At 68.0% G+C, this 23,141-nt stretch carries 25 protein-coding genes; 15 read left to right on the top strand and 10 right to left on the bottom strand.

Annotation, left to right across the window (positions count from 1 at the left end):
* Position 1: 1 nt before the first annotated feature.
* From AC1VVG_RS17350 to AC1VVG_RS17330, 5 genes are all read right to left on the bottom strand, one after another.
* On the bottom strand, positions 2–364 hold the full coding sequence (locus AC1VVG_RS17350) for a YbjQ family protein (protein WP_034186105.1): 363 nt from the start codon (positions 362–364) through the stop codon (positions 2–4).
* 128 nt (positions 365–492) lie between these two features.
* Positions 493–1,746, bottom strand: coding sequence for a M20/M25/M40 family metallo-hydrolase (locus AC1VVG_RS17345; protein ID WP_034186106.1), 1,254 nt, complete (start codon positions 1,744–1,746; stop codon positions 493–495).
* Between the two features lie 85 nt (positions 1,747–1,831).
* Positions 1,832–3,544: a M36 family metallopeptidase gene (locus AC1VVG_RS17340; protein WP_482835937.1), complete on the bottom strand. Its 1,713-nt coding sequence runs from the start codon at positions 3,542–3,544 to the stop codon at positions 1,832–1,834.
* Positions 3,545–4,019: 475 nt separating this feature from the next.
* The gene (locus AC1VVG_RS17335) at positions 4,020–4,964 is read right to left on the bottom strand and encodes a GlxA family transcriptional regulator (protein ID WP_482835936.1); all 945 of its coding nucleotides are present in this window, start codon (positions 4,962–4,964) and stop codon (positions 4,020–4,022) included.
* A gap of 124 nt (positions 4,965–5,088) precedes the next feature.
* A complete protein-coding gene (locus AC1VVG_RS17330; RefSeq protein WP_034186109.1) occupies positions 5,089–6,051 on the bottom strand; it encodes a helix-turn-helix domain-containing protein in 963 nt (320 codons plus the stop codon).
* 245 nt (positions 6,052–6,296) lie between these two features.
* Here AC1VVG_RS17330 and AC1VVG_RS17325 point away from each other — a divergent pair, with 245 nt between their 5' ends.
* Genes AC1VVG_RS17325 through AC1VVG_RS17295 form a run of 7 tightly spaced genes read left to right on the top strand, consistent with a single transcriptional unit; the run spans position 6,297 to position 11,787 of the window.
* Entirely contained in the window at positions 6,297–7,454 is a 1,158-nt protein-coding gene (locus tag AC1VVG_RS17325; RefSeq protein ID WP_482835935.1) for an amine dehydrogenase large subunit, read from the top strand.
* Between the two features lie 7 nt (positions 7,455–7,461).
* The gene (locus tag AC1VVG_RS17320; protein WP_034186111.1) at positions 7,462–8,016 is read left to right on the top strand and encodes a MauE/DoxX family redox-associated membrane protein; all 555 of its coding nucleotides are present in this window, start codon (positions 7,462–7,464) and stop codon (positions 8,014–8,016) included.
* On the top strand, positions 8,013–8,639 hold the full coding sequence (gene mauD, locus AC1VVG_RS17315; protein ID WP_059556895.1) for a methylamine dehydrogenase accessory protein MauD: 627 nt from the start codon (positions 8,013–8,015) through the stop codon (positions 8,637–8,639). The genes AC1VVG_RS17320 and mauD overlap by 4 nt, the downstream gene beginning before the upstream one ends.
* A 39-nt stretch (positions 8,640–8,678) precedes the next feature.
* Positions 8,679–9,212, top strand: coding sequence for a methylamine dehydrogenase light chain (locus AC1VVG_RS17310; RefSeq protein ID WP_034186113.1), 534 nt, complete (start codon positions 8,679–8,681; stop codon positions 9,210–9,212).
* On the top strand, positions 9,209–9,709 hold the full coding sequence (locus AC1VVG_RS17305) for a c-type cytochrome (protein WP_034186114.1): 501 nt from the start codon (positions 9,209–9,211) through the stop codon (positions 9,707–9,709). Before AC1VVG_RS17310 ends, AC1VVG_RS17305 begins: the two co-directional genes overlap by 4 nt.
* Positions 9,706–10,248, top strand: a complete 543-nt coding sequence (locus AC1VVG_RS17300; protein WP_049029095.1) for a c-type cytochrome — start codon at positions 9,706–9,708, stop codon at positions 10,246–10,248. The genes AC1VVG_RS17305 and AC1VVG_RS17300 overlap by 4 nt, the downstream gene beginning before the upstream one ends.
* A 33-nt stretch (positions 10,249–10,281) precedes the next feature.
* A complete protein-coding gene (locus AC1VVG_RS17295; protein WP_301742250.1) occupies positions 10,282–11,787 on the top strand; it encodes an aldehyde dehydrogenase family protein in 1,506 nt (501 codons plus the stop codon).
* A gap of 65 nt (positions 11,788–11,852) precedes the next feature.
* On the opposite strand, the gene AC1VVG_RS17290 is transcribed toward AC1VVG_RS17295, so the two are convergent.
* Positions 11,853–12,296 carry a DMT family transporter gene (locus tag AC1VVG_RS17290; protein ID WP_034186116.1) on the bottom strand — a complete coding sequence of 148 codons (444 nt, stop codon included), beginning with the start codon at positions 12,294–12,296 and terminating at the stop codon, positions 11,853–11,855.
* Between the two features lie 121 nt (positions 12,297–12,417).
* Between AC1VVG_RS17290 and AC1VVG_RS17285 the strand changes: the two genes are divergently transcribed.
* Positions 12,418–13,299, top strand: a complete 882-nt coding sequence (locus tag AC1VVG_RS17285; RefSeq protein WP_034186117.1) for a LysR family transcriptional regulator — start codon at positions 12,418–12,420, stop codon at positions 13,297–13,299.
* A gap of 36 nt (positions 13,300–13,335) precedes the next feature.
* Here the strand turns inward: AC1VVG_RS17285 and AC1VVG_RS17280 are convergent, their stop codons facing one another.
* Complete coding sequence (locus tag AC1VVG_RS17280) at positions 13,336–13,503, bottom strand: hypothetical protein (RefSeq protein ID WP_154233701.1); 168 nt, start codon at positions 13,501–13,503, stop codon at positions 13,336–13,338.
* A 336-nt stretch (positions 13,504–13,839) separates the two neighbouring features.
* Here AC1VVG_RS17280 and AC1VVG_RS17275 point away from each other — a divergent pair, with 336 nt between their 5' ends.
* The 6 genes from AC1VVG_RS17275 (at position 13,840) to AC1VVG_RS17250 (ending at position 19,556) form a co-directional block, all read left to right on the top strand.
* Positions 13,840–14,793 carry a choline ABC transporter substrate-binding protein gene (locus tag AC1VVG_RS17275; RefSeq protein WP_034186118.1) on the top strand — a complete coding sequence of 318 codons (954 nt, stop codon included), beginning with the start codon at positions 13,840–13,842 and terminating at the stop codon, positions 14,791–14,793.
* A gap of 61 nt (positions 14,794–14,854) precedes the next feature.
* The gene (cdhC, locus tag AC1VVG_RS17270; RefSeq protein ID WP_034186119.1) at positions 14,855–15,784 is read left to right on the top strand and encodes a 3-dehydrocarnitine:acetyl-CoA trimethylamine transferase CdhC; all 930 of its coding nucleotides are present in this window, start codon (positions 14,855–14,857) and stop codon (positions 15,782–15,784) included.
* An 85-nt stretch (positions 15,785–15,869) separates the two neighbouring features.
* On the top strand, positions 15,870–16,835 hold the full coding sequence (locus AC1VVG_RS17265; protein ID WP_482835934.1) for an L-carnitine dehydrogenase: 966 nt from the start codon (positions 15,870–15,872) through the stop codon (positions 16,833–16,835).
* A 10-nt stretch (positions 16,836–16,845) separates the two neighbouring features.
* A complete protein-coding gene (locus tag AC1VVG_RS17260) occupies positions 16,846–17,334 on the top strand; it encodes a thioesterase family protein (RefSeq protein ID WP_034186121.1) in 489 nt (162 codons plus the stop codon).
* 43 nt (positions 17,335–17,377) lie between these two features.
* Entirely contained in the window at positions 17,378–18,334 is a 957-nt protein-coding gene (locus AC1VVG_RS17255; RefSeq protein ID WP_482835933.1) for an alpha/beta hydrolase, read from the top strand.
* 22 nt (positions 18,335–18,356) lie between these two features.
* On the top strand, positions 18,357–19,556 hold the full coding sequence (locus AC1VVG_RS17250; protein WP_034186123.1) for a TauD/TfdA family dioxygenase: 1,200 nt from the start codon (positions 18,357–18,359) through the stop codon (positions 19,554–19,556).
* Positions 19,557–19,752: 196 nt separating this feature from the next.
* On the opposite strand, the gene AC1VVG_RS17245 is transcribed toward AC1VVG_RS17250, so the two are convergent.
* The 3 genes from AC1VVG_RS17245 to AC1VVG_RS17235 form a co-directional block, all read right to left on the bottom strand.
* Positions 19,753–20,052, bottom strand: coding sequence for a DUF4148 domain-containing protein (locus tag AC1VVG_RS17245; RefSeq protein WP_034186124.1), 300 nt, complete (start codon positions 20,050–20,052; stop codon positions 19,753–19,755).
* 214 nt (positions 20,053–20,266) lie between these two features.
* Positions 20,267–21,253 (bottom strand): oxidoreductase, encoded by a 987-nt coding sequence (locus tag AC1VVG_RS17240; protein WP_482835932.1) that lies wholly within the window; start codon positions 21,251–21,253, stop codon positions 20,267–20,269.
* Between the two features lie 166 nt (positions 21,254–21,419).
* Complete coding sequence (locus AC1VVG_RS17235; protein WP_034186125.1) at positions 21,420–21,710, bottom strand: DUF3331 domain-containing protein; 291 nt, start codon at positions 21,708–21,710, stop codon at positions 21,420–21,422.
* A gap of 665 nt (positions 21,711–22,375) precedes the next feature.
* Between AC1VVG_RS17235 and AC1VVG_RS17230 the strand changes: the two genes are divergently transcribed.
* Positions 22,376–23,140, top strand: coding sequence for an SDR family oxidoreductase (locus AC1VVG_RS17230; protein WP_034186126.1), 765 nt, complete (start codon positions 22,376–22,378; stop codon positions 23,138–23,140).
* The last annotated feature ends 1 nt before the right edge of the window (position 23,141 follow it).

The following is a 23,141-nucleotide window of genomic DNA, read 5'->3' as shown; positions in this document are numbered from 1 at the left end:
GTCACGCGTCCTGCGTCACGCGCACGGCCGTGCCGTAGCAGATGACTTCCGTGACACCCGAGCCGATTTCGGTCGAGTCGTAGCGCATCGCGACGATCGCGTTCGCGCCGAGCTTGCGCGCGTCGGTCAGCATCTTGTCGAAGGCCTGCTGGCGCGCTTTCTCGCACAGCGACGTATAGAGCGTGATGTTGCCGCCGAAGATCGTCTGCAGCGACGCACCGAACGAGCCGACGATCGAGCGCGAGCGTACGACGATGCCCTGCACGACGCCGAGCGAACGAACGGTCGTGTGGCCGGGCAGGTCGAACGCGGTCGTGACGCGCGCGGGCGACAGATCGTCGACGGAGCGGGAAAAATCGGTCATGGCGGAGCACCGGGGTGCGGTAGTGGTCGAACGGCGATTCTATCCGGAAGGGGCCGCGGCATCGGAACGGGGGCGCGCGGCGCCACCCGTTCCGGCGTGACGGTGAACGGCCGCGCGCCGCGGATCGGTCAGGGCTTGGCCGTCGTTGCGGCGTTCCCGCCGAGATCGACCGCATAGGCCAGCGCCAGCTTGCCGAACTTCAGCGCGTGGTTCGCCTGCCGGTCCGAGTTCTCCAGCGTGTCGTTCACCGTGTGGATATACGGGCTGTCGTTCTGGTCGGCCTCGAACGGGAACGATGCCGGATAACCCTGCGCATTCCACGACGCGTGATCCGAGCACGCGTACCCGCACTGCGACGTGCCGATCGCGAGTTCCGGCAGGTAGGTCTTCGCCAGGTTCGTCAGGTAGGTGTTCTGCGCCGAGCTCGTGTAGTCGGTGATCAGGTAGATATCCTTCGGATCGCCCTTGTAGTTCGTCATGTCGAGCTGCAGCACGCCGACCACGTTCGCGTTCTGCGTGCGGAACTGCTTCGCGATCGCCTTCGAGCCGAGCAGGCCGGCTTCCTCGGCCGCATACCCGACGAACTTGATCGTCCGTTTCGGCCGGTAGTCGTTCGCGATCAGCACGCGCAGCGCTTCGGTGAGACTCGCGATGCCCGATGCATCGTCGTCCGCGCCGGGCGAGCGCGTGTTCTCCGTCGTGCGGCCGACCGTCGAATCGAGGTGGCCGCCGAGCACGATCGTGCCGGCGGCGGGATCGCTGCCGCGAATCGTCAGGATCACGGATTTCTGCGGAAAGCCGGTGTGCGCGAACTGCTCGACGGTGATGTCGGCGCGTGGGCCGGCCAGTTGTTTCCACTGCAGCGCGAGCCAGTCCGACGCGGCGACGCCGTGCGACGTCGTGTAGTAGCGGTTCGTGAAGCCGGACAGCGACGTGATCGTGCCGACGATGTTGCTGGCCTGCAATTGCTGGATCCAGGTACCGATCTGCGGCGCGTTCGACACCTTGTACACAGGCGCCGCCGCCTGTTTCGCGAGCGTCAAGGGCAGCGGCTGCAGTGCCTGCCGCGCGTCGTCGAACGAATCGTGCACGACGTAGCCGGGCCCGTGGCCGCGCGTATGGTGGACGGCATGGGCGAGGTCGCCGAGCCGTGAATCGTCGATCTCGACGACGTGAACGGTTTCGCGGCGCGCGGCGCCGTCGGCCGTCTTGCCGGCATCGACGGTCGTGCTGTATTGCACGGTGGCGCTTGCATCGATGCGCTGAAGCTGGCGCAACGCGGTGTCGCCGAGCGTGATCCAGACGGGGGTCGCGTGCGCGGCGGCGGTCAGCAGCATGCCGCCCAGCGCGGCGCTCAGGCGGGTCGGTTTCAGAGTAGGCATGTTCGATCTCGTGAGGATGGCGATGTCGATGTCGATGAAGGGAGCGCGCCGCAGGTCGTGCGCCGCACTCCCGCCTGCTGCGGAATTACGACTTCTGCGGGACGGTCACGCCGTACGTGCAGCTCTTGTTGTACGCGTTGCCGATCGCGGTGAGCTGCGCGTTGCTGTAGCCGAGCGCGGATGCGGCCGTCAGCACGGCCTGCGCGGCGGCCTTCTGATTGGTCGAGCTGTTGGTCATCGACAGCCCCTTCAGGAACGCCTTGTCCATCGCCTGCGCGCCGATCGCGTCGCGCGCGACGAGGTTGCACGACGCCCAGTACTGGCCGGCCGTATGGATCTCCGCGCCGCGTGCCTGCGCATAGGTGCGCCCGACGTTCCAGTTGGTCACGCGGCCGCCCCAGTATTCGTTGTGGCCGTCCCAGTTGTAGACCCAGTGGTACTGCGCGTCCGACGGGCTCCACTGGTTGAAGTCGCGGCTGTACGCGGCGGCGAGATAGTCGCCGGTGCCTTCGGACAAGCCTTCCTGTTGCGACAGGCCGCCGTTCGTCACCCAGTCGTGGATGCCGTGGCCGAGTTCGTGGATCACGACGTCCGAATCTTCCGCGTCGTCGACGCCGCCCTGACCGAAGGTCAGCCGGCCGCTGCTCGACGAGTACGACGAGTTGTCGTCGCCCGATTCGCCGTGCGGGTCGTACTGCACGCCGCCGGTGTACTGGTACGGGAGCGCCTTGATGCCGAGCGTCTGGTTCACGTAACGCAGGAACGTGTCGATGTGGTAGTACGCGTTCACGGCCTCGAAGTACAGGTTGCCGCGCGTGAACTCGAACGTGGGCGTCGATTGCGACGGGCATGCCTTGTCGAGCGGCGCATCGAAATCGATGCACGCCGCGTACGGGCCCGTCAGCGTGTAGCGCGAACCCGACTGCGCGAGATCCTTCAGCGTCACGCGCACGCGCGCGGCCGTGAGCTGCGTCGAATCGGCGTCGTTGTTGTCCTTGTAGCCCGTGCTGCCGTAGCTGCTCTTCGTCGGCGACAGCGGATCGGGCCGGAACACGAAGCCGGTGCCGTCGGTCGCGTAGAACGCCTTGTCCTCGGCGCGCAGCACTTCGCCGCTGCCCGAATCGATCAGCAATTCCCAGTCGCCCTTCGGCCCGTCCTGCGGGCGGCCGCGCACCTTCCACGCGGTGTGCGTGCCGGCCTGGTCGACGAACGCGACGAGCCGCGCGTCGAGATGCGTGAAGCCGCTCACGCCGAGATACGCACGGGCGCGGTCGAGCGCCTGCTGCTGGTCGACGGCCTGCGACTTGCGCGTCGTCGCGACCACGCCGTTGATCGTGTTGCTCGCGACGTACAGGATGCGGCCATCCTTCGCGACCGTCACCGCGATGTCGCTGCCGTACACGGGCAGTCCGGCGGCCTGCTGCTGCAGGCGTACGACGGTGAAGTCGGCGTCGTTGCGCTCGGACGTGACGACGAGGCTCGCGAGCGCGGTCGCGTCGAGCCCGAGTTGCGCCGCCTGCGATGCGACGAAGTCGCGTGCGGTCGCGGCGGGCGTCGCGGCGGCCTTCCTGGCGCGATAGGCCGGGTTGTACAGCGTGACGGCGACGCCGTCCGCGCGGAACTGCCCGCCGGCCGTATCGGATTTCGCGGCCGGCGGCGCGAGGCCGCGCGTCAGGCTTTCGCGCAGGCTTGCGGCCTGCGGGTTCGACACCTTCGTATCGGCCAGGGTGCCGCCGACGATGCCGAAGCCGAGCGCGAGACCCAGGGCGAGCGGCAATGCGTTGCGTGATGTCTGCATACGTGATCCTCATCTCAACGGTTGGACACGCCCGCGCGCTCGTGGCGCGCAGGCACGACACGGCCCGCGCGCCGGTTCGATGGAACCGGTGCGGCGAAGCGGTGTTGGGAGTGTCGAATGACTAAGGAAACCTAAATGTCAGGTCGAAAAGAAACAGGCGGAAGAGGCGATGGAGAAGCGAACGGCAGGCAGGTGCGGCGACGGCGAATCGAGCATCGTCATGTCTTACCCCTCGGATCGATATTGATATCGGTGGCGGCCCGTGCGGGACGAGATGCGTCGAGCACGTCGAGCGCCTCGTTAGGCTGCCTATCTAATTGCGAGGTATGTTACAGAATATTTTCAGCGACATTCCAAATTATTTTCGATGATCGCCTCGGTTGACCGATCAATCGCCGGCATTGTTCAGCGAACGGCGGGAAACGCTGCCGGAACGCGTAATACCGCGCCGGATTGTGATTAAAAGCCGCGACGATCAGCGCGTCGCGCGGCGATCGCTGCGCGGGCTGACGCCGAACCGCGCGCGATACGTGCGCGAGAAATGCGACGGCGATTCGAACCCGCAGGCGACGCACACCGACGTGATGCTCATGTCGGTCTGCTGCAGCAGTTCGCGCGCGCGATCGAGGCGCAGGTTCAGATAGAAGTGCGTCGGCGTGTCGTTCAAGGTCGCGCTGAACAGCCGTTCGAGCTGGCGCCGCGTGATCGACACATCCTGCGCGAGCGCGTCGGAGCCGAGCGGGTTCTCCATGTGCTGCTGCATCGTGCCGATGACCTGGATCAGCTTGCGGTTGTGCACGCCGTAGCGTGCGGCGATCTCGAGCCGCTGGCTGTCCGAGCGCTGCCGGATGCGGCTGACGACGAACTGCTCGGAGATCGCCGCCGCGAGGTCGGCGCCATGCCGGCGGCCGATCAGGTCGAGCATCATGTCGATCGACGCGGTGCCGCCCGCGCACGTGATGCGCCGGTCGTCGATCTCGAACAGTTCCTGCGTCGCATTCAGGCCCGGATAGCGCTCGCGGAATGCGGCGAGCGCTTCCCAGTGCAGCGTGAGCGGTTGCGACGCGTCGAACAGCCCGGCTTCCGCGAGCACGAAGCTGCCCGTATCGATGCCGCCGAGCGTCGCACCGTGGCGGTGCTGGCGGCGCAGCCAGTCGCCGAGCGCGCGCGTGTAGCACACGAGCGGATCGAAGCCCGCGACGACGAACACCGTGTCGACCTGCTCGACGTCCGCGCACGCGGCTTCGGCCGCGACCGGAATGCCGTTGCTCGCGGCGACGGGCACGCCGTCGGCGCTGATCACGTGCCAGCGATAGAGTTCGGTGCGAAAGCGGTTCGCGACGCGCAGCGGTTCGACCGCCGACATGAAGCCGAGCGCGGAGAAACCGGGCAGCAACAGGAAGTGAAAATCCTCGGGCATCGGGGCAGGGGATCGAATCCGGTGGTCGTCTCGCGTCGCACGGGGGGCGATCGGGCGGGCCTGCGCCGCGCCGGTTCGCACGCGCCGAACGGTCAGCGGGAGATTATCGCGGGTTTTGCGCGCGTCAGCGCGTTTTTGTGCCGCGCATGGAACGGCGCGCGGTGGTCGACGGCAGTTCGCCGAATTGCGCCTTGTACGCGTTCGCGAAATGACCGAGATGGATGAAGCCCCAGCGCGCGGCGGCATCGCTGATCGGCACCTCGGCCTGCCGCGTGTCGAGCAGCATCCGTCGCACCTGCGACAGGCGCAGCGAGCGCACATAGTGCAACGGGCTCGTCTGGACGACCGACTGGAAGCTGTTCTGCATCGTGCGCCGGCTCACGCGCAACTGCGCGCACAGGCTCAGCACGTCGACCGGCGCTTCGGGGTGCCCGATCACGTAGTCGTGCACGCGGCGCACGATGTCGGCGCGGCATGCATGCGTGAGCCGGTTCGACGGCTCGGGCATCCGGTACGTGAGCAGATCGACGAGCACGTTGCCGACTTCGCCGCGCAGCTCGCGCTGCACGCGTGCGTCGGCGTATGTCTCGGGGGAGGACAGCACGCGTTCGAGCTGCGTCGCGATCTGCACGCTCGCGCGCATCAGCACGGCCGTCGGCATGTCGACGACGCCGCGCCGCAGCGTCGCTTCGTCGAGGCGCACATCGGCGGCATCCTCGACCTGCTGCAGCAGGTCGGCATCGGCGACGACGCCGATCAGCGACATGTCGTCGGGCGAATGCAGTTCGAACGGGACGCCGCCGCGTGCCACCACCATCGTGCCGCGTTCGATCCGTGCGCCGCCGAACGCGAACGCGCCGGCGCCGGTGAGCGGCATGCCGAACACCGTATCGCCGGGCGGCAGCCGGCCGCGCTGGATGATGCGCACGTTCGCGGCTTCCTGGAACAGCTGCAGGCCGTCGAGCATCGCGTGCTTGACCGCGCTGCGGTACGAACCCGGGCCGATCTGGTCGTAGCGCTGGTTCCAGCCGCGCAGCGCCTCGGCATGCCGGTCCGCGTCGTCGAACATCTCGTGAAACACGAACACAGCGCCTCCGGGGGTGTCGAGCAGGACCGCGAAAGATTAAACCGGCCGAGCGGTCGGCGCAATAAGGGGGAGCGCGATTCCGCGCGCATTCTTCAGAGGGTCGGAAGGCGTCCCGCCGCCGAGGCTTTCACGCGCATTTCCAATATCCCGAATCGGCACGCACGCGTTGCCGGTCCGGGTGCTGACCGGATTTATTGTCGAACTACAGTCGCCCCACATTACGTGAATCCCCAACTGGAGGCGACATGAGGACAAGGCGACGAAGCGCGGCGCTCGCGGCGACGCTGGCGTGCGCGGCGGCGTGGGCCGGCAGCGCGAACGCGACGGAACAGCCCGAGGAGCTGGTCGTGCAGAAGATGCCGCCATGGCATCCGCACGAGGTCTATATCGTCGACATCTCGATGCCGTCGATGACCGACGGGCGCATCTACGTGTACGACGCCGATGCGAAGAGGCTGCTCGGCCAGATCGACGGCGGCTTCGGCCCCGGCCTCGCGATCTCGCCGGACCACAAGACGAGCTTCGTCGCGACGACCTACTTCTCGCGCGGCTCGCACGGCACGCGCACCGACGTCGTCGAGATGACCGACAACACGACGCTCGATCACGCGGGCGAGATCGTGATTCCGGCCAAGCATGCGCAGCATGTGCCGTCGCCGTACAACACCGCGTTCAGCGCCGACGGCAAGCGGCTGTACGTCGCGAACATCACGCCGGCCGCGTCGGTGACGGTGATCGACGCCGTCACGAAACAAGTGCTGTCGGAGATCGACACGGCCGCCTGCGTGCTCGCGTATCCGTCGGGCAACGACCGCTTCACCGCGCTGTGCGAGAGCGGCAAGGCGCTGAGCGTCACGCTCGACGCGAACGGCAAGGAAACGAAGCGCACGATGTCGGACGCGTTCATCGACGTCGACAAGGATCCGGCCTTCGTGAACGCGTCGCGGTACAACGGCGGCTATTTGTTCACGACATACGGCGGCAACGTGCGCAGCGCGGATTTCGGCGGCAACCAGCCGGCGTTCGGCAAGCCGTGGCCGTTGCTGACGGACGCCGAGCGTACCGAAGGCTGGCGCCCCGGCGGCATGCAGCAGACGGCCGTGCAGGCGAGGCAGAACCGCTACTACGTGCTGATGCACAAGGGCGCCGACGGCTCGCACAAGGATCCCGGCACGCAGGTGTGGGTGTACGACCTGAAATCGAAGCAGCGTGTCGCGCGCTGGGATCTCGCGCAGCAGAAGGTCGACCCGCTCGTGTCGATCCAGGTCAGCGAGGACGACAAGCCGCTGTTCTACGGACTGACGGCGACGTCCGACCTCGTCGTGATGGATGCGCGCACCGGCAAGCTGCAGCACGTCGAGAAGCAGATCGGCAATACGTCGTCGCTGCTCGTCAACCCGTGAGGCCGCGATGACCCTCGATCCCGTACTCGCCACCAGCGCGCAAGCCGGCGCGGCCGTCGTCGTGCTGCTCGGCGCCTTCGCGAAGATGCGCCGGCCCGCCGCGTTCCGTCGGGCGCTCGCCGGCTACCGGCTGTTGCCCGATACGCTGACCGCGCCCATCGCGTTCGCGATTCCGCTCGCGGAAGCGATCGGTGCTGCAGCGCTGCTGTTTCCCGATACGCGCATGGCCGGTGCGCTCGGCCTGATCGCGCTGCTGCTGGCCTTCGCGGCCGGGCTCGCGATCAACCTGCTGCGCGGCCATACCGACATCGACTGCGGCTGTTCCGGCTTCACCGCCGCGCGCGCGGACGCGCCGCGCGGCATCGGCTGGCTGCATGTCGGCCGCGTGCTGCTGCTCGTCGCGCTGGCCGCGACCGCGTTCGTCGAACCGGGCACGCGCGCCGTCGTGTGGTTCGACTACCTGACGCTGTTCTTCTCCGCGCTGCTGATCGTCTGCGCGCTGCTCACCGTCGACGTGCTGCTCGCCAACGTCCCGCGCCTTGTCCACTTGAGGAATTCATGATGCAAACCGCTCTCACCGTTTCCACCGCCCTGCTGTGGGTGGCCGTCCTCGCGCTCGGCGCGATCTGCCTCGCGCTGGTGCGCCAGATCGGCATCCTGTACGAACGCATCATGCCGGCCGGCGCGCTGATGATCGACAAGGGGCCGGCGGTCGGCGCGATCGCGCCGACATTCGAACTGACCGACATTCGCGGCGCGCAGGTGAAGGTCGGCGGCTTCGATGCGGCCGGCAAGGCGACGCTGCTGTTCTTCCTGTCGCCGACGTGCCCGGTCTGCAAGAAGCTGCTGCCGCTGCTGCCGTCGCTGCAGGCGAGCGAAGCGACGCCGGTGAACATCGTGCTCGCGAGCGACGGCGACGTCGACGAACACGCGCGCTTCGCGCGCAAGCACGACCTCGGACGCTTCCCGTACGTGCTGTCGCAGGAACTCGGACTCGCCTACCAGATCGGCAAGCTGCCGTACGCGGTGCTGCTCGACGAAACCGGCACGGTGCGCGCGAAGGGGCTCGTCAACACACGCGAGCATCTCGAGAGCCTGTTCGAGGCGAAAGAGCGCGGCGTCGCGTCGCTGCAGGCGTTCGTGCACGGCGATCACAGCCACGACGCGCATGCGCAGCACGCATGACCGGCCGACCCACTTACAACGTCATGGGAGAACAACGACATGGGCCTGTTTGATTCATGGTTCGAGCGGTCGGCGCGCGGCGTCGCGCAGCACAGTTCGCGGCGCAGCGCGATGGCGAAGCTCGGCAAGGTGCTGGTGGGATCGGCGCTGCTGCCGTTGCTGCCGGTCGACCGCACCGCGTACGCGGCCGATGCGGCATCGGGCGCGTCAGGCGCCGCCGCGGGGGCGAGCGACGACCCGATGAGCTGCGACTACTGGAAATACTGCGCGATCGACGGCTGGCTCTGCAGTTGCTGCGGCGGCACGTCGAGCAGCTGCCCGCCCGGCACGACGCCTTCGCCGATCACGTGGATCGGCACCTGTCGCAACCCGCACGACGGTTCGGACTACATCGTGTCGTACAACGACTGCTGCGGCAAGACGTCGTGCGGCAAGTGCTTCTGCAACCGCAACGAGCGCGAGAAGCCGCTGTACAAGCTGTCGCTGAACAACGACATCAACTGGTGCATGGCGAACGGCAATTCGAATTACCACTGTTCGGTTTCGGTTCTGCTGGGAGCGGCAAAACAATGAACGTGATGCAGGCAGGAAAGATCGTCTTGACATGCATGACCGCGATGGCGGCCTTCGCGCTGCCGGGTGCGGCCGGCGCGCAGGAAACCGTGCATGACCCGGCCGGGAAAAGCCTGTTCGATGCCCAGTGCGCGGTGTGCCACCAGGCCGGCGGGAAAGGGCAGGACGGCCTCGCGCCGCCGCTGACCGAGTATCCGGGCAAGTACGCGGCGGCCGAGCCGGGGCGTGCGCAACTGATCGCGACGCTGCTGCACGGGATGTTCGGCGAGATCACGGTGCACGACAAGCGCTACAACTTCAAGATGCCGTCGTTCGCAAGCGCGAGCGACGACGACATCGCGCACCTGCTCAACTACGTCGTGTTCGACCTCAACGCGCAGCACGGCGACGCGAAGCCGTTCACGGCGGCCGATATCCGCGCGGCACGGGCGAAGCAGATGGACGGCACGGCCGTGCATGCGCAACGCGCGGTGGTGATCAAGGGGCTCGGCCTGTGAACGGCGCCGACGCGTCCCGCGCGCACGCCGGTGCCCCGGGCACGCGGGGCGCGTCGGCGCGGCTCGGCGGGGTATCGCGTCGCCTGTCGTCGTGGCTGCTGCTGGCGGGTGCCGTCGCGTCGGCGGTCGCACCGCCCGCGCATGCCGACGGCGCGGCCGACGCGACGCTCGCGCGACAGCACTGGGTGCTCAACTGCATGGGCTGCCATACGGCGACGGGCGGCGGCATTCCCGGCAAGGTGCCGCCACTCGCGAATTCGCTCGGCTATTTCACGCATCTGCCGGCCGGGCGCGAGTACGTGATGCGCGTGCCCGGCGCGTCGAATTCGGCGCTGTCGGACCAGGATCTGGCCGACGTGCTCAACTGGGTGCTCGTGACGATGAACCGCGATGCGCTGCCGCGCGACTTCCGGCCCTATACGGCCGCCGAAGTCGCCGCGCATCGCCGCCCCGCCTTCGCCGACGTCGCGACCGTGCGCGCCGGACTGGTCCGTGCGTTGCAGGCGCGCGGGATCGACGGCGTCACGGACCGTTACTGACCAGCTCATTCGACGAATCAAGGAAACGTGGACATGGAGACGAACGAAACCTTTGCGTTGCTCGACGCGACGCGCGCATTTCTCGCGAAGCCGAAGAAGATGCTGATCGGCGCGGAGTGGAGCGATGCCGCGTCGGGCCGCCAGCTCGATGTCGTGAACCCGGCCGATGGCACCGTGATCGCGCGCGTGCCCGCAGCGGACGAGTGCGACGTGCAGCAGGCGGTGGCCGCCGCGCGGCGCGCATTCGATGCGGGCCCGTGGCGCACCGCGAAGACCACCGACCGCGAGCGCCTGCTGCTCGTGCTCGCCGACCTGATCGAAGCGAACGCGCGCGAGCTCGCCGAGATCGAGTCGCTCGACAACGGCAAGCCGGTCACGGTCGCGCAGGGGCTCGATGTCGCGATGGCCGCGCAGTGCTTCCGCTACATGGCCGGCTGGGCGACGAAGATCGAAGGCAGCGTGATCGACGCCGGCATGCCGTACCTGCCGGACAGCGAGATCTTTACCTATACGCGCAAGGAGCCCGTCGGCGTGGTCGGCGCGATCATCCCGTGGAATTTCCCGCTGCTGATGGCGGCGTGGAAGATTGCGCCGGCACTCGCGACCGGTTGCACGGTCGTGCTGAAGCCCGCCGAAGACACGCCGCTGAGCGCGCTGCGACTGGGCGAACTGATCCAGGCGGCCGGGTTCCCGGACGGCGTCGTCAATCTCGTCACGGGCGACGGCCGCACGGCCGGCGCGGCATTGTCGCGCGATCCGCGCATCGACAAGATCGCATTCACGGGTTCGACGCAGACGGGCAAGACGATCGGCCACGCGGCGCTCGACAACATGACGCGGATGTCGCTCGAACTCGGCGGCAAGTCGCCGGTGATCGTGCTGCCCGACGTCGATCTCGACAAGGCCGCGCTGGGCGTCGCGAACGCGATCTTCTTCAACCAGGGGCAGGTGTGCACGGCCGGTTCGCGTGCGTATATCCACTCGAAGGTGTTCGACGGCGTGATCGAGCGCGTCGCGCAGATCGCCGCGAGCCTGAAGATCGGCCCGGGGATGGACCCGTCGACGCAGATCGGCCCGCTCGTCTCCGCGAAGCAGCGCGAACGCGTGTGCGGTTACATCGATTCGGGGTTCGGCGAAGGGGCGCGCGCGGCGGCGGGCGGCCGCGCGATCGACGGCCCCGGCTTCTTCGTCGAACCGACCGTGCTGGTCGATGCGACGCAGGCGATGCGCGTCGTGCGCGAGGAGATCTTCGGGCCGGTGCTTGTCGCGATGCCGTTCGACGATCCCGATACGGCCGTGCAACTCGCGAACGACACGCCGTACGGCCTCGGCGCGAGCATCTGGTCGAACGATCTGTCGGCGATCCACAAGCTGATCCCGCGTATCGCGGCCGGCACGGTGTGGGTCAATTGCCATTCGCTGCTCGACAACGCATTGCCGTTCGGCGGGATGAAGCAGTCGGGCTTCGGCCGCGAACTCGGCCGCGCCGTGATCGACCAGTACACGGAAAGCAAGTCGGTGATGATGAACTACGCGTGAGCGTCGTAACGTGCGCGTGCGTGGCCGGCGGGTCGGCACGCACGCGCGCGCCGACGGCCTTGCGTTCACGCGCGGATCAGCACGACCCCGAGGATCAGGCACGCCGCGCCGGCCATGCGGACCGGGCTGGCCGAATGCCGTTCGATGCCGAGCACGCCGAAGTGGTCGAACACGAGCGCGCCCGTCATCTGCCCGACGACGATCAGCGCGAGCGTCGTGGCCGCGCCCAGTCGCGGCACCATCAATATCGCGATGCCGACGAATAGCGCGCCGAAGAATCCGCCGGTCCAGCTGAACCACGTGCCGGCGCCGGGGAAGGGGCCGCTCAGGCGCGGATGCGGCGACAGCAGCGCGACGGCCAGCATCGCGGCCAGGCCGACAAGGTAGCTGACCGACCCGGCCCACCACGGCGAGCCGAGCTGCGCGCGGAGGTTCGCGTTGAGCACTTGCTGCAACGCGACGCTGATGCCGGCCGCCACGACCAGCAGATAGGACAGGAGGGTAGTCACGTCGATGAACGCTCCGTATCAACGGCCGGAACGGGGATGCCGGCACGGAAGGCTTTCATTCTGCGGAGCGCGCCGGTATAACACAAATATCGAATTCGGCGCGTATCCATCTCGTTTCGGCATGCCATCACTCCGGCAAATCCAGTATTTCCTGACCGTGGCCGATCTCGGCGGCTTCACGCCGGCCGCGGGCGCGCTCCATGTCGCGCAGTCGGCGCTCAGCCGGCAGATCGGGCAGCTCGAGGAGGAACTCGGTTTCCTGCTGTTCGACCGGGAGCCGAGAGGCGTGCGGCTCACGCCCGCCGGCGCGATCTATCGTGAACGCGTGGCATCGATCCCGGCCACGCTGACGGCCGCGGCCGAAGAGGGTTCGCAGCTGTCGCGCGGAGCGGCCGGCGTGCTGCGGCTTCTGCATTCCAGCACCGTTCCCGTCAGCAGCCTGATGCCCGATCTCGAGCGTTTCATGAGCGATTGCCCGGGCGCGCGCATCGATCTCGATCGCGCGTCGTCCGAGGATCAGGTATCGGAAATCGCGAGCGGCCATGCCGACATCGGGATCGTCCGCTTGCCGGTGCTGCGGCGCGACGCGCGTGTGCGTTTCGTCGAATGGGCCGCGGAACGCCTGTGCGTGGCGGTGCCCGCCGATCATCCGCTCGCGGGCCGCAAGCGCGTCGCGATCTCGCGGTTGCGGCGCGAGCCGTTCGTGTCGGCGGTGTATCGGGAGCGAGGCGGGCTCGCGCGCGTCGTGATCGATCTGTGCCTGAAGCGGGGCTTCGTGCCGGCCGCGGCGCGGATCGTATCGCCGAAGACGTCGATGCTGAATCTCGTCGCGGCGGGGCACGGCGTGGCGATCGTGCCGGAGCGGATGGCGAGTCTCGGGATCGACGGCGTCGTGTTCGTGCCGATGTCGGACGAAGACGCGAGATCGGCGTGCGCGCTGCTGCTGCCGGTCGAGCCGACGGTGCTGGCGGCGGCGTTCGTGCGAGTGGTGACGGCCGGCTGAGCGCGGCACGTCGCCACCGTGACGGCCAGCGCGGGCTCAGACGCGGTATCCCGATTCACGCATCAACCGGCGCGAGGCATCACTGCGCGGGCCTTCCGCGTCGAGCCGCGCGCGCAGCCGCGTGTCGGCCTTGACGAGCACGGCGCGGTGCATGACCGCAACGATGGCGAAAACGGCCACGACGAAAAGAGCGGTAAGGATCATGGGGTTCCTGAGTGGCCGGACACGCTGACGGCACCAGCATAGAGCCGATCCACGGCACCCGGCGAGGTGTCGGAAATCTGTCAGCGTCGCCAGCGCCGAATCGAAAGCCGCACGCCGCATCGGGGCAACCCGGTTTCGCCCCGAATCCGCGTCAAACACCCGCCCACCAAGCCTTGGGCAAAACCTAGTGGTTTCCACTCATAGTCGCAAACAGTCAAGAACAGGTCGCCGGCGGTCTTCTCGCGGCGAATATGGCTCGTTACTTTTACTCCCACGATGCAGGCCGGCGCCACTCCGCGCACCGGCTGCCGCGAGACCAACCGGGAGAACCGAACCATGAAGTCGACGAAGATCGCCGCGCTTGCCGCGGCCGTGCTGGCGACCGGCGCGTTCACGAACGCGGCGCTGGCCGAGACCGAGGCCGCGACCTGCCGCACCGTGCGTTTCGCGGATATCGGCTGGACCGACATCACGTCGACCACGGCGCTCGCGTCGACCGTGTTCGAGGCGCTCGGCTACAAGCCGACCACGACGATCGCATCGGTGCCGATCTCGTTCGCGGGTCTCAAGAGCAAGCAGCTCGACGTGTCGCTCGGCTACTGGTGGCCGGTGCAGCAGAAGCAGCTCCAGCCGTTCCTCGACAGCAAGTCGATCAACGTCGTCGAGCCGCCGAACCTGTCCGGCGCGAAGGCGACGCTCGCGGTGCCGAGCTACGAATACCAGGCCGGCCTGAAGACCTTCGAGGACATCGCGAAGCACCGCGCGGAACTCGACGGCAAGATCTACGGGATCGAGCCGGGCAGCAGCGCGAACGCGACGATCCAGAAGATGATCGACACGAACCAGTACGGGCTCGGCGGCTTCAAGCTCGTCGAATCGAGCGAGGCCGGGATGCTGGTGACGGTCGAGCGCGCGATCCGCGAGAAGAAGTGGGTCGTGTTCCTCGGCTGGGAGCCGCACCCGATGAACATCCAGCTCAGCATGAACTACCTGTCCGGCGGCGACGCGGCGTTCGGGCCGAACTACGGCGAAGCGCGCGTGTACACGCTGACGGCGCCCGACTTCATCGCACGCTGCCCGAACGCGGGCAAGCTCGTGACGAACCTGCGCTTCTCGACGCAGCTCGAGAACCAGCTGATGCAGTCGGTGATGAACAAGACGAAGCCGGCCGAGGCCGCGAAGGCCTACCTGAAGAAGAATCCGCAGGTGCTCGATCCGTGGCTCGCGGGCGTCAAGACGTTCGACGGCAAGGACGGCCTGCCCGCCGTGAAGGCGTATCTCGGCCTGTGACGGCCGGCGCCCGCGCCACCCCCGCAATGCGACACAACTTGAATTAAGCGAGGCACCCAGCATGAACCATGAAGTCATCATCACCTGCGCCGTCACCGGCGCGGGCGATACGGTCGGCAAGCATCCGGCGATTCCGGTCACGCCGAAGGAAATCGCGGCAGCCGCGATCGAAGCCGCGAAGGCCGGTGCGACGGTCGCGCACTGCCACGTGCGCGATCCGCAGACGGGCCGCGGCAGCCGCGACCCGAACCTGTACCGCGAAGTGGTGGACCGCATCCGCTCGGCCGACGTCGACGTGATCATCAACCTGACGGCCGGCATGGGCGGCGATCTCGAGATCGGCCCCGGCGAAGACCCGATGCGCTTCGGCAAGGGCACCGACCTGGTCGGCGGCCTCACGCGCCTCGCGCACGTCGAGGAACTGCTGCCCGAGATCTGCACGCTCGATTGCGGCACGCTGAATTTCGGCGACGGCGACTACATCTACGTGTCGACGCCCGCGCAGTTGCGCGCCGGCGCGAAGCGCATCCAGGCACTCGGCGTGAAGCCGGAACTGGAGATCTTCGACACGGGCCATCTGTGGTTCGCGAAGCAGTTGCTGAAGGAAGGGCTGCTCGACGATCCGCCGCTGTTCCAGCTCTGCCTCGGCATTCCGTGGGGTGCGCCGGCCGATACGGGCACGATGAAGGCGATGGTCGACAACCTGCCGCCGGGTGCGCATTGGGCCGGTTTCGGGATCGGCCGCATGCAGATGCCGATGGTCGCGCAGGCGATGCTGCTCGGCGGTCACGTGCGCGTCGGCCTCGAAGACAACATCTGGCTCGACCGCGGCGTGCATGCGACCAACGGCACGCTGGTCGAGCGCGCCCGCGAGATCGTCGAACGGCTCGGCGGCCGCGTGCTGACGCCGGCCGAGGGCCGCCGCAAGCTCGGCCTGCCGGCGCGCGGCGAGCGTCTGCTCGAACGTCGTGCGATCGCCGAATTCGCTTGAGTTTTCTTGCAAACCGACTGACACGGCGGCGCGCACCCAAGCGCGGCCGCCCACCGATTTCCCCTGATTTGAAGGATGCGTTGACATGGCTGTGAAGACCGACATCAAGACGTTCGCCGCCATCGGCACCGGCGTGATCGGCAGTGGCTGGATTTCCCGCGCGCTCGCGCACGGTCTCGACGTGGTCGTGTGGGACCCGGCGCCGGGCGCGGAGGAGCGGTTGCGCGCGAACGTCGCGAACGCGTGGCCCGCGCTCGAACGCGTCGGCCTCGCGCCGGGCGCCGATCCCGCGCGGCTGCGTTTCGTCCCGACGATCGAGGAATGCGTCGCCGACGCCGATTTCATCCAGGAAAGCGCGCCCGAGCGCGAGGCGCTGAAGCTCGAGCTGCACGAGCAGATCAGCCGCGCGGCGAAGCCCGACGCGATCATCGCGTCGTCGACGTCGGGGCTGCTGCCCACCGATTTCTACGCGCGGGCGACGCATCCGGAACGCTGCGTGGTCGGTCACCCGTTCAATCCCGTCTACCTGCTGCCGCTCGTCGAGGTGCTCGGCGGCGCGCGCACGTCGCCGGAAGCCGTCGAAGGCGCGATGGAGGTTTACCGCAAGCTCGGCATGCGGCCGCTGCACGTGCGCAAGGAGGTGCCGGGCTTCATCGCCGATCGCCTGCTCGAGGCGCTGTGGCGCGAGGCGCTGCACCTGGTCAACGAAGGCGTCGCGACGACCGGTGAGATCGACGATGCGATCCGCTTCGGCGCGGGCATCCGCTGGTCGTTCATGGGCACGTTCCTGACCTACACGCTGGCCGGCGGCGATGCGGGCATGCGACACTTCATGCAGCAGTTCGGCCCCGCGCTCGAACTGCCGTGGACGAAGCTGGTTGCGCCGACCCTGACCGACGCGCTGATCGACAGCGTCGTCGAAGGCACGACCGAACAGCAGGGCACGCGCAGCATCAAGGAACTCGAACGCTATCGCGACGAGTGCATCACCGAGGTGCTGAAAGCGATCGCCGCGGTGAAGGCGCAGCACGGCATGCGATTCGAGGACTAAAGGACAGGCGATGACGGGCGATACCCCGCTGACGATTTACCGCGACGTGGTGCGGCCCGAATGGGTCGACTACAACGGCCACCTGCGCGATGCGTTCTACCTGCTGATCTTCAGCTTCGCGACCGATGCATTGCTGGATCGCATCGGGCTCGACGACGCCGCGCGTCGCGAGCGGGGGCGCTCGGTCTACACGCTCGAAGCGCACGTGAACTACCTGCACGAGATCAAGGAAGGCACGCCGGTGCGCGTCGATGCGCGCGTGCTCGCGCACGACGCGAAGCGCCTGCACCTGTATCTCGAACTGTTCGCGCCAGGGCATGACGATCCGGTATCGGCGAGCGAGCAGATGCTGCTGCACGTCGACACGCGCGACGGTGCGAAATCGGCGCCGTTCGACGACGACGTGGCCGCGCGCGTGGCCGACTTGCATGCGTTGCAGCGCGATTGCGCGGCGCCTGCGTATGCGGGCCGCGTGATCGGCTTGCCGCCGCGCCGCTAGCGGCGACTTGCGTCCTTCAACGTTCGATCGCGGAGCGCGCACGATGCTCGAACCGGAAATCGCGGCGTTCGTCGCAGCCGTCGACGCGTGGTATCCGGCCGATGCGGCGGCGCGCTCGCCCGACGAGCAGCGCCGCCTCTACGACCGCTTCGCGGTCGCGTGGACGCCGGCCGCGCTGCCGCCCGGCATCGTGCGGCAGGACGCCGTGTGGCGCGCGGCGGACGGGCGCGCGATCGCGCTGCGGCGCTACACGTCCGCGCGCGGCGCATCGCGCGGCACGGTGCTGTTTTTTCATGGCGGCGGCTTCGTCGTCGGCTCGCTCGACAGCCATGCGCTGATCACCGCGCAACTCGCGGCCGACACGGGGCTCGACGTGATCGCCGTCGACTATCGTCTGGCGCCCGAACACCGCGCGCCGGCCGCGCTCGAGGATTGCCTGGACGTCACGCGCGCGGCGCGCGATGCCCGCTGGCCGTTCGGCGTGTGCGCGTATCCGCTGACGCTCGCGGGCGACAGCGCGGGCGGGATGCTCGCGGCGGCCGTCGCCACCGCGCTGCGCGATGCGGGCGAACGCAACGTCGACGGCATCGCGCTCGTTTATCCGATGCTCGGCTTCGAACCGCAATCGCCCGCGCGCGAGATCGAAGCGCGGGCGCCGATGCTGACGCTCGACGACGTGCATCGCTATCGCGCGCTGTACTGGGATGGGAACGTGTCCGACGTGCTGCGGGGCGGCGACCCGCTGTTGCGCGCGTCGGTGCCGCTCGAAGCGGCGCGTTTCGACGGCTTGCCGCCGGTGCTCGCGATCGGCGCGGAACACGATCCGCTGCGCGACGACGCGCGCGTGTACGTCGAACGGATTCGCGCGGCCGGCGGGGTCGCGCGCGACTGGATGGGACAGGGGCTGGTGCACGGCTGCTGGCGCGCGCTCGGGACGAGCCCGCAGGCCGCGCGCATGCACCGGATGGTCGGCGGGTTTTTGCTCGCACCACACGCGTAGCGGGCGTTTCCGGGAGGCAACGATGCAGGCAGCAGCGCAACACCGTATCGAGGACTGGCGGACGTTTTCGGCCGACGCGGCCATCGCGGCGGCGACGATCGGCGAGGGGGCGGTCGAGGTCGAATGGCGCGACGCGCGACGATCGCCGTTCCATTTCGACTGGCTGCGCGACAATTGCGCGTGTTCCGCATGCGTGCATGCGCTCACGCGTGAACAGGTGTTCGAGATTGCCGATGCGCGCGACGATCTGTCGGCGCTCGCCGTGCACGTCGAACCCGATGGTGCGCTGCATGTCGAGTGGAACGACGGGCATCGCAGCGCGTGGTCGCCGGGCTGGTTGCGGGCGCATGCATACGACGATGCGTCGCGCGCCGAGCGGCTGGCCGCGCACGAGCGGCACATCTGGGCCGGCGACGACGCGACGGCGATCGGCCTGTTCGCGTGGCGCGACGTGATGGAGGACGACGGTGCGCTGCTCGCGTGGCTCGCCGCGCTGCGGCGCACGGGGCTGACGCTCGTCGAAGGCGTGCCGGCCGAGCGCGGCCGCGTGGACGAGATCGCGCGTCGCGTCGGCCTGATCCGCGAAAGCAATTTCGGCGTGCTGTTCGACGTCGAATCGAAACCGCGCCCGGACAGCAATGCGTACACGTCGCTGAACCTGCCGCCGCATACCGACCTGCCGACACGCGAACTGCAGCCGGGCGTGCAGTTCCTGCATTGCCTGGCCAACGAAGCGACGGGCGGCGACAGCATCTTTCTCGACGGCTTCGCGCTCGCCGATGCGCTGCGGCGCGAGCATCCGGCCGATTTCGAACGACTGGCGTCGACGCCGTTCGAGTTCTGGAACAAGAGTGCGAACAGCGACTACCGCTGTTCGGCGCCGGTGATCGGGCTCGATGCGCGCGGCAACGTGACGGAGGTGCGCGTCGCGAACTTCCTGCGCGGGCCGCTCGATGCGCCGGCCGGCTCGGTCGCGGCCGTCTATCGCGCGTACCGGCGGTTCCTCGCGCTCGCGCGCGAGCCGCGTTTCCGCGTACACCGCCGGCTGCGGGCGGGCGACATGTGGGCGTTCGACAACCGGCGCGTGCTGCATGCGCGCACGGCGTTCGATCCGTCGACCGGCCGCCGGCACCTGCAGGGCTGCTACGTCGATCGGGACGAGTTGCTGTCGCGTTGGCGCGTGCTGTCGCGCTCGGTGCCTGCCGTCGTTGCGGCGCGCTGATCGGCGCACGCGGTTTCTTTTCGCCTGCCCGCCGGGAAGGGAAAAAGCACCCGGACGCCAGGCGCCCGGGCGAAGCCACCCGCTGCCGGGCGGCGGAGGTATGCGTTTCACAAACAAGACGAGCCCCGCGTAGGGGCTCGTCCGGACTGCGTTGCTTCATCGCGCGACGCGCGGCGCCCGCCGGGGGCGCATCGGCTTACTGGCCGAAGAAGATCGAGTCGCGTGCGTTCGACGATGCGGCTGCCGGGGCGCCCGAGTGGACGAGCGGAGCCGGCTGGGCGCCGTAGCCGCTGGTGTCGGCACCATGAATACGCGCTTCGGCGCTCTGGATGTCGTTCGGGTAGTACGGGCTCGACACGCCCGGCTTGTAGCCGGCTTGTTCGAGCTGGACCAGTTCGCCACGCACCTGGGCGCGGGTCACGGTGCTTTGAGCGAATGCGCCGAACGAAGCGGACAGGGCGACAGCGGCGACGACTGCGGAAACGAGCGATTTCATGGTGACCTCCGGTGTTTTATTGAGTTCGCTCTCGACACCATGTCTTGAGCGATTGATCAAATCTTAGTCACCGGCGTGTTCAGGGTAAACGCTGATTTTGACGATAGATTGTTTCCGGCGCGGTAACAGTGGCGCGATGAATCAGTCTTTCAACAGGCTTTCTTTTCGGCTTGCGCAATAAGTATGAAGAATATGGCGGGTAGCGTCGTGCGGTTCAGCGCGCTTCGGCCGCCGTGTCGAGCGGCCGGCCGGGCACGCGTCCGGCGGGCGCGCCCGAACTGAGGAAGCGCACGCCCGTCGCGGCTTCCGACGCTTCCCACAGCAGCGCCGCCGAGGCGACGTCGCGCGCCGCGCGCGGCACGCTCGCGGGCGCCGGCAGCCCGCGCGACTCGAACCAGCCGGACGGCCCGATGTATGCGCCGCCCGCGAGATCGGGCGACGTGGCGGCATGGATCGCGGGCAGCGCGCCCTGGTCGGCCGGTTGCGCGAGATAACGGTTCGCCGCGCGCATCAGCGCGGCGCGCGCGGGCGAACGGTCCATCGCGGGGCCCGCGAACTGCAGGTTGGTCGCCGCATAGCCGGGGTGCGCGGCCACGCTGATTCCCGCGAACGCCGCGCGCTCGAAACGGCGCTGCAGCTCGATCGCGAACACGAGGTTCGCGAGCTTGCTGTCGCAATAGGCGAGATAACGGTTGTAACGATGCTCGGCACGCAGGTCGTCGACGCGAATCCGGCCGCCGCGGTTGAAGCCGCTCGACATCGTCACGACGCGCGCCCGTCGCGCGGCGCGCAACGCGGGCAGCAGATGGCCGGTCAGCGCGAAATGGCCGAGGTGGTTGGTGCCGAACTGCATTTCGAAGCCGTCGTGCGTATGCCGCAGCGGCAGGAACATCACGCCGGCGTTGTTGCAGAGGATGTCGACGCGGCCGTGGCGTTCGGAGACGTCGCCCGCGAAGCGGGCGATCGAGGCGAGATCGGCAAGGTCGAGCGGATCGTCCTCGACGCGGGCGTCGGGATGGAGCCGGCGGATCGCGTCGGCCGCCCGGGCGGCGCGCGCGGCGTCGCGGCAGCCCATCACGACCGTCGCGCCTTTCGCGGCCAGCGTTTCCGCGAGCTGCCAGCCGAGACCGCTGTTGGCACCGGTCACGACCGCGACCTTGCCGCCCTGCGCCGGGACGTGGCGCGCGCTCCATGCATGCATGTCTGTCTCCATCGGCACGGCCGACCGGCCGCGGCACGTAATCGTTACATTGCGTGGTGTAACGATAGTGCGGGCGGGCGTGACAGACAAGCGGGGGAATTAGACCGGCGCTTCTAGGGCGGCGCAGTGCGTGGTGCGGCCTGCCCCGGCGCGCGGCCGGCAGGTTTTACCTGCTTCCGGCCAGCGCGAGCACCTCGGCGGCGGAGATCATCGCGGCCGCATTCGCGGGTGCCGGACGTTCGGCCGGGCGGAACACTTCGTCGCCGCGATGGATGACCTGGCGCGACAGCGCGCAGGTGCCGGTGCGTTGCGCGAAGCGGCGGCGCCAGCGCTGTTCACCGTAGTGACAGCGGCCGGGCTCGACCCAGCGGACGACGAGCAGCGTATCGGAACGTTCGAGGATTTCGACGTGGACGTCGGCGGGATCGAGCACAGGCAGGGATTTGGAGGCCTTCATTTTGCCGTTTCCTAAAGCTCGTGCGGTTTCGGCCTTGGCAGTGGATGTCACTACCCGATGGCGAATCCGTAGCGGTTTCCATGAGTGGTGCGCTAAATGTAAGCGTCTGTGACCGGAAAAAACATCCTGTCTGGCTCAAATTACCTTTTGCCGATTTAGAAACAATCCACGCTTATTTTCGTGGAAACCACAGACAAAAACGCCCCGGACGGGAAGTCCGGGGCGGAAAATCGGCCCGCGCACCGTGTCTGCTCGCCCAGTCACGGTGTCCATCGCCGGGGGACGGAGTGCCCGCAGGGATCGAAGGCGGGCGGAGAGGCGATGGGTGAAAAGCGCGGTCCGGCAACGCCATGATGGCGTGCTGATCCCGTTGAGACCCTGACGCGAACATGACTTTTTTGTCAGTTTGGCGAAGTGGCTGCGCGGGACGAGCCCGAAGATTCGGCTGAGAGGCCTGTCAGCATTGGGTTTGTACGATTTACGGAAGGGATTTTTAGGACTTGTCCTTCGCCGGATTTTTCTTCGTCCGCCCGATTTCTCCGCCCGGGTAAATACTGAATCCCGATTTCGTGACAAACGCGCGATTGCTTTCTATGATTGGTTGGACCTTTAGTCCTTTGTGCCAATCGGCCGACGGGTGGCCGGCTTTTTCGGGAGACGTGCTCATGAGATTGCAGGGCAAACGCGCGCTGGTGACGGCGGCCGGGCAGGGCATTGGCCGCGCGACCGCGCTGCGGTTCGCGAGCGAGGGCGCCGACGTGCTGGCGACCGACATCAACGAAGCCGCGCTCGTGCGGCTCGAGGCCGACGCCGAACGCGCGGGCGCCCGGCTGGCCACGCGGCGGCTCGACGTCACCGATGCGAACGACGTCGCGGCGCTCGCCGCGGGCGAACGCGCGTTCGACGTGCTGTTCAACTGCGCGGGCTACGTGCACCACGGCTCGATCCTCGACTGCGACGACGACGCGTGGGCGTTCTCGATGAACCTGAACGTCACGTCGATGTACCGGCTGATTCGCGCGCTGCTGCCCGCGATGCTTGAAGCCGGCGGCGCGTCGATCATCAACATGGCCTCGGCCGCGTCGAGCGTGAAGGGCGTGCCGAACCGCTTCGTCTACGGCACGTCCAAGGCGGCCGTGATCGGGCTGACCAAGGCGGTCGCCGCCGATTTCGTCGAGCGCGGCATCCGCTGCAACGCGATCTGCCCGGGCACGATCGAATCGCCGTCGCTGGAGCAGCGCATCGCGGACCAGGCGCGCACGCGCCACGTGTCGACCGACGAGGTGCGCCAGGCATTCGTCGCGCGCCAGCCGATCGGCCGCATCGGCCGTGCCGACGAAGTGGCCGCGCTCGCGCTGTACCTCGCGTCCGACGAAGCGTCGTTCACGACCGGCGCGATCCACCTGATCGACGGCGGCTGGTCAAACTGAC

The sequence above is a fragment of the Burkholderia sp. L-4 genome (assembly GCF_056856535.1).
This window is presented reverse-complemented; position numbering and strand designations above follow the sequence as displayed.